A 13656-nucleotide genomic window follows, 5' to 3' on the forward strand; every position below is an offset into this window, starting at 1 on the left:
GCCGATCAACGGACGAAGTAAATGACGGCGAACAATGCGATCCAGACGATGTCGACGAAGTGCCAGTAGTACGACACCACGATCGCCGCGGTGGCCTGAGCCGGAGTGAACTTACTCATCCGGGTTCGGGCCAGCAGGATGAGGAAGGCGACAAGGCCGCCGATCACGTGCAATCCGTGGAATCCCGTGGCCAGGTAGAACACTGAGCCGTAGGCGCTGCTGGAGATGGTGGTGCCGTGCTTGACCAGTTCCATGTACTCGTAGCCCTGGCCGAGGACGAAGAACAACCCCATCGCGAAGGTGAGGGTGTACCAGCGGCGCAACCCGAACACGTCGCCGCGTTCGGCGGCGAATACGCCCATCTGGCAGGTGAACGACGAGGCGATCAGAACCAGCGTGACCGGGACGGCCTGCATGAGGTTCAACTCGGTCGGCGGCGGCGGCCATTCGCCCGCTGCTTGCGAACGCGCGGTGAAGTACATCGCGAACAGGCCAGCAAAGAACATCAGCTCGCTGGACAGCCAGACGATGGTGCCGACACTGACCATGTTCGGCCGGTTCAGCGAATGTACTCGCGACGTGATTGCGGTTCCGGAGGTACCTACAGCGCTCGTCACAGGAGCAAGTATGACGCTTTGTAGTTGTCGATCACCACCCGGGTCCGCAGTTTCGTCAATAATCGCGTGGTGGCTTCTCCCAAAAACCCCGATTCCTTCACCTGGCCCCGGATCCTTGGCCGCCTCACCACCGGTCAGTCGCTGGAGAACGGCCAGGCGGCGTGGGCGATGGACCAGATCATGACCGGCGCGGCCACCCCTGCTCAGATCGCCGGTTTCGGGGTGTCCATGCGGATGAAACGCCCGACGTCGGCCGAGGTGACGGAGCTGGCCGACATCATGCTCAAACACGCGCGCCGTGTCCCGACCGACGTGATCGGCACCGCGACCGTCGACGTCGTGGGGACCGGCGGGGACGGCGCCAACACCCAGAACCTGTCCACGATGGCGGCCATCATCGTCGCGGCCGCGGGCGTGCCGGTGATCAAGCACGGGAACCGTGCCGCGTCGTCGCTGTCCGGCGGTGCCGACACGCTCGAGGCGCTCGGGGTGCGTATCGATCTGGGTCCCGACGAAGTCGCGCGCAGCGTCGCCGAGATCGGTATCGGGTTCGCGTTCGCGCCCCACTTCCACCCGTCGTACCGGCACGCAGGCGTGGTGCGCCGCGAGCTCGGGGTGCCCACGGTGTTCAACCTGCTCGGCCCGCTGACCAACCCGGCAGCGCCGCGGGCCGGGCTGGTCGGTTGCGCTTGGGGCGACCTGGCCGAGGTGATGGCCGGCGTGTTCGCGGCCCGCGGGTCCAGCGTGCTGGTGGTCCACGGCGACGACGGTCTCGACGAGCTCACCACCACCACGACCAGCACGATCTGGCGCGTACAGGCGGGCACGGTCGAACAACTGAAGTTCGACCCCGCCGCGTTCGGCTTCAAGCGCGCCGAGATCTCCGAACTGGTCGGTGGCGACGCCGAGGCCAACGCGGCCTCGGTGCGCGCGGTGCTCGGCGGTGCGCCGGGGGCGGTGCGCGACGCCGTGATCCTCAACGCCGCGGGCGCGCTGGTGGCGCACGCGGGCCTAGCCAGCGACGCCAAATGGTTGCCGGCCTGGGAGAGCGGGCTGGCCAAGGCGGCCGAGGCCATCGACTCCGGGGCGGCCGAACAGCTCCTCGCGCGTTGGGTGCGGTTCACTCAAAAAGCCTGAGCGGGTTGTCCTTTCGACCTGTTCGGCGGCGAGCCGCGCCGAGCGCGCCGACGCGGCCCACGCCGCCCACCGGCCCGCTGCATGCGTCGGCGAGCAGTAGCCCTCGTCGGCGCGCACGATGCGCACGCCGGGCTGGTGTAGCCACCGCGCGATCAGTGCCGTCTCCTCGACCAGCGCGCCGCCCAACGGTGCCGTCGACGGCAGAATGGCTTGTGCGCCAGCGCAAATCGCGTCGACAACGGGCATCGGGGGAACCCCGCGCGGCGCGTTTCCCGCCGCGGCCAGTTGGCCGTTGCGGATCACCGCGAGGTGCCATCCACCGCTGCCGTCCGGGCGTGCCGCCACCAACTCGGTGACGGCGACCAGCGCCCGCAGTCGCTGGCCTCGCCACAGTCCATCGATCGCGGCGGCGGCGTGATCGCGTAGTCGCGCCGCGGTCTCGTAGCGGCCGCGGTCGGCGAGGTCGGCGACGTGGGCCAGCACCGCGGCCAGCGCCCGGCCGTCGCGGCCGGCCATCAGGTCGGCCGCCTGCGCGACCGTCTCCGCGTACTCGTCGGCGCCCACGTCGCGGGGCGCCGGGCACGGCGACAACTCCCGGTCGGGGCAGGCCGGGCCGTGCACCGCGGCGCGCCCCAGCTTCTTGGTGCACGTCCGCACCCCGGTGAACCGAGCCAGCAGGGCGGCGGTGTCGACGGCGTCCGCACGCGCGCGGAACGGGCCGATCACCGCGTCGTGCTTGGGGGTGCGCACGATCGAGAAGCGGGGAAAGGCCTCGTCGGTCAACGTGATCCACCACCATCGGTGCGGGAACTTCGACCGGCGGTTGTAGGGCGGGGCGTGCGCGGCCAGCAGGCGCAGCTCGCGCACGCCTGCCTCGAGATCGTGCGCGCATTCGACGTGGTCGACCGCGGTGGCCAGCGACGCCATCTCCTTGATGCGGGTGCGTGAGTCGGAGCCGTTGAAGTACTGCCCGACGCGTCGCCGCAGGTTGACGGCCGTGCCGACGTAGAGCACCTGGGCGCCGGGGCCGCGGAACAGGTAGACGCCGGGCCGGTGGGGCAGCGCGGCGGCGAGGTGGCGGTTGCGCCGCTGCGCCGGGGTGACGTCGGGCAGGTACGAACGCAACTCCGTGTACGTGTGCACGCCCTGGTTGCCCACGCGCTCGATCAGCCCGTGCAGCACGTCGACCGTGGCGCGCGCGTCGTCGAGTGCTCGGTGCGTCGGGGTGGTGCTCGCGCCGAACAAGCGGGCCAGCGCGGAGAGGCGGACGCTGGGCGCCTCGTCGCGGGTGAGGACCCGACGGGCCAGTTTGACCGTGCACAGCACCGGCGGCCGCGGCCAGGCGATCTGAGCGCGTTCGGCGGCGGCCCGCAGGAACCCGATGTCGAATCCGGCGTTGTGGGCGACCAGCACGGCCCCGCGCGAGAACTCCAGGAATGCCGGCAGCACCGACTCGATCCGCGGCGCGTTGCACACCATCGCGGTGGTGATCCCGGTCAGCGCAACGATCTGCGGCGGGATGCTGCGGCCCGGGTCCACCAGCGTCGCCAGTTCGCCGAGCACGACGCCGCCGCGCACCTTGACCGCCCCGATCTCGGTGATCTGGTCGTGGTTGTCGCCGCTGGCGCGGCCTCCGGTGGTCTCGAGGTCGACGACGACGAACGTGGTGTCGCGCAGTGAGACGTCAGCCTGCCGATCGACATCGGCGAAGCTGAGCTGGCTCACGGATCGACCGTAGAAAACCCCACCGACAGCTTCGGGTTGCCACGCGGACCCGCAGAATTTGTCGGTACCTCCCGATAGCGTGCGGACCGCACCGACCGAGAGGAGCCATTCGTGGGCACGGTGAAGATCGACTGCGACGACTGCGCGGTCCGCGGACCGGGCTGTCAGGACTGCGTCGTGAGTGTTCTGCTGGGCGTACCCGACACCTTGCTGGACGACGAGCGTCGAGCTTTGGAGGTGCTCGCCGACGTGGGTCTGGCACCGCGGCTGCGACTGGTACCCATCCGGCGGGAGGGCAGTTCAGGTGTCGCCTGATGACACGCGGCGCGACGGGCGACGGAACGAAATATGAGCTGCCTGTTAAATTTGCGTCTTCTGTTGGACAACGCCGATGCCGTTTCGTAACCTGTCTGAGACCTAAGGGCTATTCGACACGGCTTCGTTCCGGAAGTTGAAGGACGCAAAATCTTGAGGCTCGACCGCACGCGTTTGACCATTCGTGGGTTCCTTCGCCCCTTCGTCAGCGCGATAGTCGGTATCACTTTTTTCGCAAGTCTCTTCGCGGTCAGTGTGCAGGCCGATCCGGCCGACGACGCGCTGGCGAAGCTCAACGAACTGTCGCGTCAGGCCGAGCAGACCACCGAGGCGATGCACTCGGCGCAGCTCGATCTCGACAACAAGCTGGCCATCCAGCGGGATGCGGAGGCCAAGCACGCCGCCGATGCGGCAGCGGCGAACGCGGCCCGCGAACAGCTGGCAAAGTTTCAGGTCGCCGTCGACAAGGTTGCCGCAGCCCAATATATGGGCGGTAGAACCGATGGATTGGACGCGATCCTGACCGCCGGTTCGCCGCAGGGCCTCATCGATCAGCTGTCCGTACAACGCGTGATGGCCGCCCAGATGTCGGCGCAGATGAAGAGCTACCGCGAAATGGGCAGGCAGGCGGCCCTGGCCGAAGAAGCCTCCGCGAAGTCGGCCGCCGAGGCGAAGACCGCGGCCGAACAGGCCGCCGCCGTCCGGGCCGATCTGCAGTCCAAGCAGAGCACGCTGCAGGTGCAGATCGCGGTCGTGAAGTCGCAGTACGAGGCGCTGACCCCGAACCAGCGTGAGGCGCTCGCCGCCCTCCCGCCCATGCCTCCGGTGCCTGCGCCGGCGCCGGTGCCACCCGGCGATGATCCCGCGGTCCTGGCCGCACCGCCCGCGCCCGGGGCCATTCCGCCCGGAGACGTCGCGGCCCCGGGGGCCGGACACTCCGCGACCGTGATCCAGGCCGCGCTGAGCCGTATCGGCTCGCCGTACTCCTGGGGCGGATCCGGACCGAACGCGTTCGACTGCTCGGGGCTGGTGATGTGGGCGTTCCAACAGGCCGGCATCTCGCTGCCCCACTCCAGCCAGGCGCTGGCCCGCGGCGGTCAGCCGGTGTCGCAGGACCAGATGCAGCCGGGGGACGTCGTCAACTACTACTCCGACGCGTCGCACTCGGCGATCTACATCGGTGACGGAATGATGGTGCACGCCTCGACCTACGGCACGCCGGTGCGGGTCGCCCCGGTGGACAATGCGCCGATCTACAACGTCCGCCGTTACTGACCGCCGGGGTGTCGCGCACGCGAGGAGTAGGTCTCGGCTCGCGGCGCTGCTCATCGCCGAACTGATCTTCGCGCTGCTGATCGTCGGCCGCTCCGAGGTCCCGTCCGGTCCGGTGGTGGCCACGCCGCCCGCTGCTCCGGTGTCGCTGACCACGCCGACCGCGGCATCGCGCGTCCACACGCTCGCCGACGGCCGTGCGGTCCGGTTGATGAATCTCGGCGGGCCGCGGACCGAGCGGTTGCTGTCCCGGATCGCGGCTGAGTCGGACGGGGCCGCGGCGGCGGTCACCGCGTTCTGGGGACCGGAGTGGCCGCGCGAGATCGTCATCGCCGTCGCAGGCACCGGCGCGCAGTTCGCGGCGATCGGCGGCGGTGACTCCCACACCGCGGCCACCACTACGCCCGAGCGGATCATGTTCGCCCCCGGCGCTGCCGATCTGAGCGACGCCGCGTTGCGAATCGTGTTGCGCCACGAGCTGTTTCATTACGCTGCCCGCACTCGAACCGCGTCGGACGCTCCGCGCTGGCTCACCGAGGGGGTGGCCGACTTCGTGGCCCGGCCCGCCACACCGGTGCCGGACGCTTCGCTTCTCACGCTGCCCGGTGACGCCGAACTGTCGGGGCCAGAGCGTTCGCTGGCCTACGACCGGGCGTGGTGGTTCAGCAGGTTCGTCGCCGACCGGTTCGGCGAAGCCACGCTGCTCGCGCTGTACCAGCGGGCCTGCGGAGCCGGCCACCCCGACGTCGCGACGGCGGTGCGCGACATCCTCGGAACGGACCTCGATACGGTGCTGGCCGAGTGGCGGCAGTGGGCGAGTCGATGACGTGACGCGGGTTCTGTTGGTCACCAACGACTTTCCGCCGCGGCGCGGTGGCATCCAGTCCTATCTGCAGGAGTTGGTCGACCACCTCGAGGCCGAAGGGCGGCACACGCTGACGGTGTACGCGCCGAAATGGAAGGGTTCCGACGCGTTCGACCGGGACGCGTCGTATCGAGTCGTGCGGCACCCGACCACCCTCATGCTGCCCGAACCGTCGGTGAGCGGCCGGATGCGGCGCCTCATCGAGCAGACCGGGGCCGAGACGGTTTGGTTCGGCGCCGCGGCTCCGCTGGCGCTGATGGCGCCGCTGGCCCGCGACGCGGGCGCACGCCGGGTGATCGCCAGTACGCACGGTCACGAGGTCGGCTGGTCCATGTTGCCCCTGGCTCGAACCGCGCTGCGGCGCATCGGATCCGCCACCGATGCGGTCACCTACGTCAGCCAGTACACCCGGCGCCGATTCGCCTCGGCGTTCGGGCCACGGGCCGCGCTCGAACACCTACCGCCGGGGGTCGACACGGACCGGTTCACGCCCGACGAGGTCGCGCGAGCCGAACTGCGCGCCCGCTACCGGCTCGGCAACCGCCCCGTCGTCGTATGCCTGTCGCGACTGGTTCCGCGCAAGGGGCAGGACATGCTGATTCGGGCGATGCCCGCGATCCGGCAGCGCGTGCCCGATGCGGCGCTGGTGATCGTCGGCGGCGGGCCCTACCGGTCGACCCTGCACAAGCTGGCGCACAGCTTCGGGGTGGCCGACGACGTCGTCTTCACCGACGCCGTCCCCGGCGACGAGTTGCCCGCACACCACGCCATGGCCGACGTGTTCGCAATGCCGTGCCGGACCCGCGGCGCCGGGCTGGACGTCGAGGGACTGGGCATCGTTTATCTCGAGGCGTCGGCGGCCGGTGTTCCGGTCGTGGCGGGCCGGTCGGGTGGTGCGCCGGAGACCGTGCGGGACGGCGAGACCGGCGTGGTGGTCGACGGCTGGGACGTCGGCGCGATAGCGGCGGCTGTCAGCGACCTGCTGGCCGATCCCGACCGTGCCGTGCGGATGGGCGCGGCGGGTCGGCGCTGGGTGGTCGAGAACTGGCAGTGGCACACCCAGGCGAGGCGACTGTCGAACCTGCTCTACCCCGAGTAGAGCGCCTCGATGTCGCTGGCGAACTTCTCCGCCACCACCTTGCGCTTGACCTTCATCGTCGGGGTCAACTCACCGCTGTCCTCGGTGAAGTCCACCGGCAGGATGCGGAACTTGCGGATCCCCTCGGCCTTGGACACCGCCTGATTGGCGTCCTTGACGGCGAGGTCGATCTCGGCGACCAGGTCCGGGTCGGTGGCCAGGTCGCCCACCGAGGCGTCCGCGTTCTTGCTGTTGCGTTCCTTCCAGCCCTCGATCGCCTCGGGGTCGATGGTGATCAACGCGCCGACGAAGGGTTTGGCGTCGCCGACCGCCATCGCCTGGCTGATCAGCGGGTGTGCACGCAACCGGTCCTCGAGGATTGCCGGGGCGACGTTCTTGCCGCCAGCGGTCACGATGATTTCCTTCTTGCGGCCGATGATGGTCAGGAAGCCGTCGTCGTCGATCGCGCCGAGGTCGCCGGTGTGGAACCAGCCGTCGGAGGAGAAGACGGCCTTGGTCTCCTCCTCGTTCTTCCAGTAGCCGTTGAACACAACGCCGCCCCTGACCAGCAACTCGTCATCGTCGTTGATGCGCATGCTGTTGCCTGGCAACGGCGTTCCGACCGAACCGACCTTGACGTTGTCGATCCGGTTGACGGTGATCGCGGCGCTGGTCTCGGTCAAGCCGTAGCCTTCGTAGATCGTCAGCCCCACCCCGCGGTAGAAGTGACCGAGCCGTGCGCCCAGCGGAGCGCCGCCGGAGATGGCGGCGCGGCAGTCGCCGCCCAGCGCCGCCCGTAGTTTGCCGTAGACCAGGCGGTCGAACACCGCGTGCTTGGCGCGCAGCAGCAGGCCGGCCTTGCCGGTGTCCAACGACTTGCTCCACTCGATCGCGGTGTTGACGGCCATCTCGAAGATCCGGCCCTTGCCGTCGTTGTGGGCGTTCTGCTCGGCGGTGTTGTAGACCTTCTCGAACACCCGCGGCACCGACACCACCACGGTCGGCTTGAACACCGCGAACGTCGCCACGAGGTTCTTGATGTCGCTGGTGAAGCCCAACGTGACCTTGTTGGCGAGCGCGGCGAGCGTGATCGCCCTGGCCAGCACGTGCGCGAGCGGCAGGAACACCAGCATGCGCTCGCCCTTGGCCAGCAGCGTCGGGAAGCACTCCTTGGAGCCGCGGATCTCGTAGACCAGGTTGGAGTGGGTGAGCTGACAGCCCTTCGGCTGGCCGGTGGTGCCGGAGGTGTAGATCAGCGTCGCGGGATCGGCGGCCGCCAGACCGGCCATCCGGTCGTCGAGTTGTTTGGCATCGACCGACTTTCCCGCCTCGGCGAGTTCGTCGAGCGCCGACGTGCCCGCGCTCTCGATGCGCAGCACATCGCGCAGCCCGGGCAGTTCGTCCTTGAGGTGCTCGATCCTGTCGGCGTGCGCGTCGGTCTCGACGATCAGCAGCACGGATTCGGAGTCCGAGAGCACGAACTTCACCTGCTCGGGCGAACTGGTCTCATAGATCGGCACGGTGAGCGCACCGGTGGCCAGGATCGCGAAGTCCAGGATGGGCCATTCGTAGCGGGTGGCCGACAGCAGCGCCACGCGGTCGCCCGGTTGCACGCCCCTGGCGATCAGGCCGAGCGCGGCGGAGCGAATCTGGTCGGCGGCCTGCCTGCACGTCACATCTGTCCACGAACCGTCGACGAGGCGCTGGAAGATCACATGGTCGGGATCGTCGCGCTCATGGTCGAACACGGCGGTGACGACGTTGTCGTGCTCCTCCACCGTGAAGGACGCTGGCACACTGAACTCACGCACGGTCTTGGCCTCTCGATGCGGCTGCTCTTGCCGTATCCACCCTAGTCGGCCGGTATCCGGGCGGGCAGGATCGTATGTGAAGCTGGTATGCCATGCACAGCATTCAGGTCGCGGACGACACGTTCGTCGCGGCTGACCCCGCCGAGGTCGGCCGCTACATCGCCGAGCCCGCGAGCTGGCGTCGCTGGTGGCCGGACCTGCGGCTGTCCGTGGTGGAGGACCGCGGCGACAAGGGCCACCGGTGGACTGTCACCGGGGCGCTCGTCGGGACCATGGAGATCTGGCTGGAACCGGTGCTCGACGGGGTCGTAATGCACTACTTCCTGCACGCCGAGCCGGCTGGGGTGGCGGCCTGGCAGCTGGCCAAGATGAATCTGGCGAAGATGAACCACCGGCGACGGGTCGCGGGTAAGAACATGGCATTCGAGGTGAAGCAGCGGCTGGAGGCCACGCGCCCGGTGGGTGTTTCGCCGTTGGCCTGAGGCTTCGGCCGCCGACAACAGGGGAGGGTAGATTTTCAACGTGGCGGACAAGACGGCGCAGACCATCTACATCGATGCCGATCCCTCAACGGTCATGGACGTCATCGCGGACATCGGGTCCTATCCGGACTGGGTGGCCGAATACAAGGAGACCGAGGTGCTCGAGGCCGACGCCGAGGGCTATCCGAAGACCGCCCGGCTCGTGCTGGATGCCGCCGTCCTCAAGGACACCATGGTGTTGTCCTACAACTGGCCGCCCGACCGCAAGTCGGTGACGTGGTCGCTGGTGTCGAGCTCCCTGCTGAGGTCGCTGGAAGGCGCATATCGACTGTCGCCCAAGGGATCCGGGACCGACGTCACCTATGAGCTGTCGGTCGATCTGATCATTCCGATGATCGGGCTGTTGAAGCGCAAAGCCGAACGGCGCCTCACCGACACCGCGTTGAAGGACCTCAAGAAACGAGTCGAGGCTGAGTGAGCTGAATGCCCCCGGCCCGCCTGTCGCCAAGATCGGCCTGTTCGTCGGTAAGGGCGGGGTCGGCAAGTCGACGTTGGCGACCGCCACCGCCGTGCGTGACGCACGCGCGGGGCTGCGGGTGCTGATCGTCTCGACCGATCAGGCGCACTCCATCGGCGACGTGCTCGGGGTGACCGTGACACCGACGGGCACGCGCCGGCCCACCCGGGTGTTCACCGACGACGCCGACGCCGGTGGCGGAGCACTGGACGCGCTGGCGTTGGACACATTGGCCCTGCTCGAGGCGCGATGGCGCGAGATCGCGGGCCTGCTGTCCGACAGATTCCCCGAGTCCGAATTGGGAAGCGTTGCCCCCGAGGAACTTTCGGCCCTACCGGGTGTCCAGGAGGTGCTCGGCCTCTACGAGGTGGGCGAACTGGCGGCCTCTGGAGACTGGGATCGGATCGTGGTCGACTGCGCGTCGACCGCCGACGCGTTGCGCATGCTCACCCTGCCCGCGACGTTCGGTCTGTACCTGGAGCGGGCGTGGCCGCGGCACCGGCGGCTGTCCACCGGATTCGACGATCCGCACAGCGCGGCCGTCGTCGCCCTGTTCGAACGCATCAGCGCCGGCACCGAATCACTGAGCGCGATGCTCACCGACGGTTCCAAGGTCAGCGCGCATCTGGTGATGACCGCCGAGCGGGTGGTGGCAGCCGAGGCCGCGCGGACACTGGGTTCGTTGGCGCTGATGGGCGTTTCGGTAGCCGAGCTGATCGTCAACCAGATACTCGTACAAGATGATTCGTACGAATACCGCAACCTGCCCGAACATCCCGCCTTCGACTGGTACACCGAGCGGATATTCGAACAGCGGGCCGTCCTCGATCAGCTCGACGCGACCATCGGCGGAGTGCAACTGGTTCTGGTCCCGCATCTGGCAGGCGAGCCGATAGGGGCGAAGGCGCTCGGTGAACTGCTGGACTGCGCACGCCGCCGCGACGGGTCGCCCCCGCCCGGTCCGTTGCGCCCGATCGTCGACCGCGAGTCCGGCTCCGGCCTCGAATCGGTGTACCGGTTACGGCTAGAGTTGCCGCAGGTCGACTCCTCGGCGCTAACGCTGGGCCGGGTCGACGACGATCTGATAGTCGGTGCGGGTGGATTGCGGCGCCGGGTCCGATTGGCGTCCGTGTTGCGGCGATGCATCGTCGTGGACGCGCAGCTGCGTGGGAGTGAGTTGATCGTGCGGTTCCGACCGAATCCGGAGGTGTGGCCGAAGTGACGACGCCACACGGCGATCTCGGACCGGAGCTGCGGGCGCTCGCGCAGGCCATCCTGGACCGGCTGGACCCCGCGGTGCGACTGGCCGCGGCGCGCGCGACGACCGGTACGGCGGGCAAGTGTCAGCAGGTCTGGTGCCCGGTGTGTGCGCTTGCCGCCCTGGCCGCGGGCGAACAGCATCCGTTGCTCACCGTCGTCGCCGAGCACAGCGTCGCCCTGCTTGCCGTGGTTCGGGCGATTCTGGACCAGGCAGCAGAAGGCCCGTCGGGGCCGGACACACCTCCGGACGGGCCGCCTGGGCCACAGGACGACCCGGGTCCGAACGGCTCGGCTCCGCCTCCTGCGCCGGGGCGATATCAGCACATTCCGGTAACTGTCGAGGAGTAGTCTTGCGCGCTGTGGTCGCATCCACAGCGCGTGGGTAAAGTTGGCGCAGAACACCGGCCGGTGTTCGATCACCGGGAGGGCCCATGTGGTATTGGCTGTTCAAGTACATCTTCATGGGACCCCTGCTGACGTTGTTGGGACGGCCGAAAGTCGAAGGGCTGGAGCATGTTCCGCCTTCCGGCGCGGCGATCTTGGCGAGTAACCACCTTGCGGTCGCGGACAGTTTCTACAAGCCGCTCGTTGTCAGCCGGCGCATCACATTCCTGGCCAAGGCCGAGTACTTCACCGGCACCGGGCTCAAGGGCTGGTTCCAGCGCTGGTTCTACACCGTCGCCGGTCAGGTGCCGATCGACCGCACCGACGCGGATTCGGCACAGGCCGCACTGACCACCGCAGAACGCATCCTCGGTGAGGGCAAGCTGCTCGGGATGTATCCCGAGGGCACCCGGTCCCCGGACGGGCGGCTCTACAAGGGCAAGACCGGACTGGCGCGGCTCGCGCTGCAAACGGGCGTGCCGGTGATCCCGGTCGCGATGATCGGCACCGACTCCGTCAACCCGCCCGGCAGCAAGATGTGGCGCTTCGGCAAGGTTCACGTGAAGTTCGGCAAGCCGATGGACTTCACCCGCTTCGAGGGGTTGGCGGGCAACCGCTTCATCGAGCGCGCGGTCATCGACGAGGTGATGTACGAGCTGATGCGGCTGTCGGGTCAGGAGTACGTCGACCTCTACGCCGCCGACGTCAAGGAAGGCAAGGCCGACGACACAGCAAAGCCGTCGGCCCGCATGCCGGAGGTGGCCGCCGGCTGAGCCGGCAATTCGGCCGGGGCGGCCGGCTGAGCCGGTAATTCGGCCGGGGCCGGCTGAGCCGGCAATTCAACGGGGGCCGGCTGAGCCGGCAATTCAACCGGGGCCGGCTGAGGCCACCTAGTTGACCGCGGGTACCGGCGCCTCGTCGACGACCGGCCTACTGCGCATCGCGGGCGCCGCCGTCAGCGTCCCGGCAACCACGATCACCGCGACCGCCCACCACACATAGGAACCGCCGACCAGCTGTCGCCACAGCGACGCGGCCGTCTCCTGATGCTCGGGCATCAGCGTGATCGGTGTCCACACCATCAACGCAAAGCCCGCGGCCGCCACCACGCCCAGCGCCGCATGGCGCCTCCGATAGGCCACCAGCGCGGTGACCAGCAGAGTCGGCAGCGCCCACACCCAGTGGTGCGACCACGACACCGGCGACACCACCAACCCGAACATCGCCACGCAGATCAGCGCGAGCACCGGTTCGTCGGCCTTGAGCACGCGTCGCACCGCCCACACGGTAAGCGCCAGCACCGCGAAGCAGGCCGCGGTCCACAACACGAACCGTGGCCCTTCGCTCAGCCCCAGCCGAGCCAATGCCCCGGCGATGTTCTGGTTGGTGTTCAGCGTCGCCGTGCCGATGCGATCGGTGTTGCGCACGGTCTCGGTCCAGTACTCCAGGGAGTCACGCCAGGCGAACGCCACCCCGCTCAGCGTGGCGACGACGGCGGACACCGCGGTGACGACCACCGCGCGAACGTCGCGGCGCAGCACGAAATACAGCAGGAAGACCGCCGGGGTCAGCTTCAGCGCGATGGCCAGCCCCAGGAGCATGCCCCGCGGCCAGGGTGTCCTGCGCGGCACGCAGTCGGCGATCACCAGCGTCATCAGCACGACGTTGATCTGGCCGAAGTCGAAGTTCGACCGGATGGGCTCCAAATAGACCACCGCCGGGGCGACGATCGCGGCGGCCAGCCACGCCTGCCGCAGCCACGCGGGTTCGGTCGTCACCGACGTCTTCGACCAGACATCGCACCGGTGCAGCACGATCGTCACCGCGACGATGAGCAGCACCAGCGTGATCACCGTGATCGCGACGCTTGCCGCTTCCAACGACAGCAACGCGAACGGCGCGAACACCACGGCCGCAAGCGGGGGATAGGTGAACGGCAGATCGAGGCCGCCCCTGGTGTGGAACATCGCGCCGTCGGCGTAGAGCGGCCTGCCGTCCAGCCAGGCCTGCCCGCCCATCCGGTAGACGTCTACGTCGATGCGGTAGGGGACCCGGCCGAGCACACGCCAGCCCGCCCAGGCCAACGCCGCCACGGTCAGCAGCTGGAACAGCCGCCAGGCGAGTGTTGGCCCCCAACCAGCCCCGCCGGGCGACCGCCACGTACTCATGTCGCTGACCAGACTATCGGGGCGC

General features: G+C 68.7%; 13 protein-coding genes and 1 pseudogene. 10 read left to right on the top strand and 4 right to left on the bottom strand.

The window, feature by feature from the left end; genetic code table 11:
* Nucleotides 1-5: 5 nt before the first annotated feature.
* Nucleotides 6-617 (bottom strand): heme-copper oxidase subunit III, encoded by a 612-nt coding sequence (locus A5759_RS01725; protein ID WP_066808554.1) that lies wholly within the window; start codon nucleotides 615-617, stop codon nucleotides 6-8.
* 69 nt (nucleotides 618-686) lie between these two features.
* Here A5759_RS01725 and trpD point away from each other — a divergent pair, with 69 nt between their 5' ends.
* The gene (gene trpD / locus A5759_RS25450) at nucleotides 687-1754 is read left to right on the top strand and encodes an anthranilate phosphoribosyltransferase (RefSeq protein WP_231984501.1); all 1068 of its coding nucleotides are present in this window, start codon (nucleotides 687-689) and stop codon (nucleotides 1752-1754) included.
* On the opposite strand, the pseudogene A5759_RS01740 reads toward trpD, so the two are convergent.
* Nucleotides 1692-3479, bottom strand: a pseudogene (locus tag A5759_RS01740) (DEDD exonuclease domain-containing protein); the annotation flags it as partial. The gene trpD and the pseudogene A5759_RS01740 overlap by 63 nt on opposite strands.
* A 111-nt stretch (nucleotides 3480-3590) precedes the next feature.
* On the opposite strand from A5759_RS01740, the gene A5759_RS01745 reads away from it, so the two are divergent.
* The 4 genes from A5759_RS01745 (at nucleotide 3591) to A5759_RS01760 (ending at nucleotide 7030) form a co-directional block, all read left to right on the top strand.
* A complete protein-coding gene (locus A5759_RS01745; protein WP_064349930.1) occupies nucleotides 3591-3794 on the top strand; it encodes a hypothetical protein in 204 nt (67 codons plus the stop codon).
* 153 nt (nucleotides 3795-3947) lie between these two features.
* Nucleotides 3948-5069, top strand: a complete 1122-nt coding sequence (gene ripC, locus A5759_RS01750; protein ID WP_082693832.1) for a peptidoglycan hydrolase RipC — start codon at nucleotides 3948-3950, stop codon at nucleotides 5067-5069.
* Nucleotides 5038-5892, top strand: coding sequence for a hypothetical protein (locus tag A5759_RS01755; protein ID WP_064394014.1), 855 nt, complete (start codon nucleotides 5038-5040; stop codon nucleotides 5890-5892). Before ripC ends, A5759_RS01755 begins: the two co-directional genes overlap by 32 nt.
* Nucleotide 5893: 1 nt before the next feature.
* Nucleotides 5894-7030, top strand: coding sequence for a glycosyltransferase family 4 protein (locus A5759_RS01760; RefSeq protein ID WP_068193083.1), 1137 nt, complete (start codon nucleotides 5894-5896; stop codon nucleotides 7028-7030).
* On the opposite strand, the gene A5759_RS01765 is transcribed toward A5759_RS01760, so the two are convergent.
* Nucleotides 7018-8820 carry a long-chain fatty acid--CoA ligase gene (locus tag A5759_RS01765; protein WP_066808564.1) on the bottom strand — a complete coding sequence of 601 codons (1803 nt, stop codon included), beginning with the start codon at nucleotides 8818-8820 and terminating at the stop codon, nucleotides 7018-7020. The two genes, A5759_RS01760 and A5759_RS01765, sit on opposite strands and share 13 nt — an antisense overlap.
* Nucleotides 8821-8912: 92 nt before the next feature.
* Here A5759_RS01765 and A5759_RS01770 point away from each other — a divergent pair, with 92 nt between their 5' ends.
* From A5759_RS01770 to A5759_RS01790, 5 genes are all read left to right on the top strand, one after another.
* Nucleotides 8913-9302 (top strand): polyketide cyclase / dehydrase and lipid transport, encoded by a 390-nt coding sequence (locus A5759_RS01770; protein ID WP_068193086.1) that lies wholly within the window; start codon nucleotides 8913-8915, stop codon nucleotides 9300-9302.
* Between the two features lie 40 nt (nucleotides 9303-9342).
* On the top strand, nucleotides 9343-9780 hold the full coding sequence (locus tag A5759_RS01775; protein ID WP_064394010.1) for an SRPBCC family protein: 438 nt from the start codon (nucleotides 9343-9345) through the stop codon (nucleotides 9778-9780).
* A gap of 1 nt (nucleotide 9781) precedes the next feature.
* Nucleotides 9782-11041: an ArsA family ATPase gene (locus A5759_RS01780; protein ID WP_068193090.1), complete on the top strand. Its 1260-nt coding sequence runs from the start codon at nucleotides 9782-9784 to the stop codon at nucleotides 11039-11041.
* Entirely contained in the window at nucleotides 11038-11427 is a 390-nt protein-coding gene (locus A5759_RS01785) for a hypothetical protein (protein WP_068193175.1), read from the top strand. Before A5759_RS01780 ends, A5759_RS01785 begins: the two co-directional genes overlap by 4 nt.
* A gap of 83 nt (nucleotides 11428-11510) precedes the next feature.
* Nucleotides 11511-12236, top strand: coding sequence for a 1-acyl-sn-glycerol-3-phosphate acyltransferase (locus A5759_RS01790; RefSeq protein ID WP_068193092.1), 726 nt, complete (start codon nucleotides 11511-11513; stop codon nucleotides 12234-12236).
* 117 nt (nucleotides 12237-12353) lie between these two features.
* Here the strand turns inward: A5759_RS01790 and A5759_RS01795 are convergent, their stop codons facing one another.
* Nucleotides 12354-13631 carry a glycosyltransferase family 87 protein gene (locus A5759_RS01795; protein ID WP_068193095.1) on the bottom strand — a complete coding sequence of 426 codons (1278 nt, stop codon included), beginning with the start codon at nucleotides 13629-13631 and terminating at the stop codon, nucleotides 12354-12356.
* Nucleotides 13632-13656 lie beyond the last annotated feature (25 nt).

Source organism: Mycobacterium sp. 852014-52144_SCH5372336, assembly GCF_001665615.1.
GTDB lineage: Bacteria > Actinomycetota > Actinomycetes > Mycobacteriales > Mycobacteriaceae > Mycobacterium > Mycobacterium neumannii_A.

Bases quoted from the DNA above. Each gene is read 5' to 3' on its own strand.
- A5759_RS01755 (WP_064394014.1), top strand. From the start codon at position 5,038: ATGCGCCGATCTACAACGTCCGCCGTTACTGACCGCCGGGGTGTCGCG.
- A5759_RS01795 (WP_068193095.1), bottom strand. From the start codon at position 13,631: ATGAGTACGTGGCGGTCGCCCGGCGGGGCTGGTTGGGGGCCAACACTC.
- A5759_RS01770 (WP_068193086.1), top strand. From the start codon at position 8,913: ATGCACAGCATTCAGGTCGCGGACGACACGTTCGTCGCGGCTGACCCC.
- A5759_RS01790 (WP_068193092.1), top strand. From the start codon at position 11,511: ATGTGGTATTGGCTGTTCAAGTACATCTTCATGGGACCCCTGCTGACG.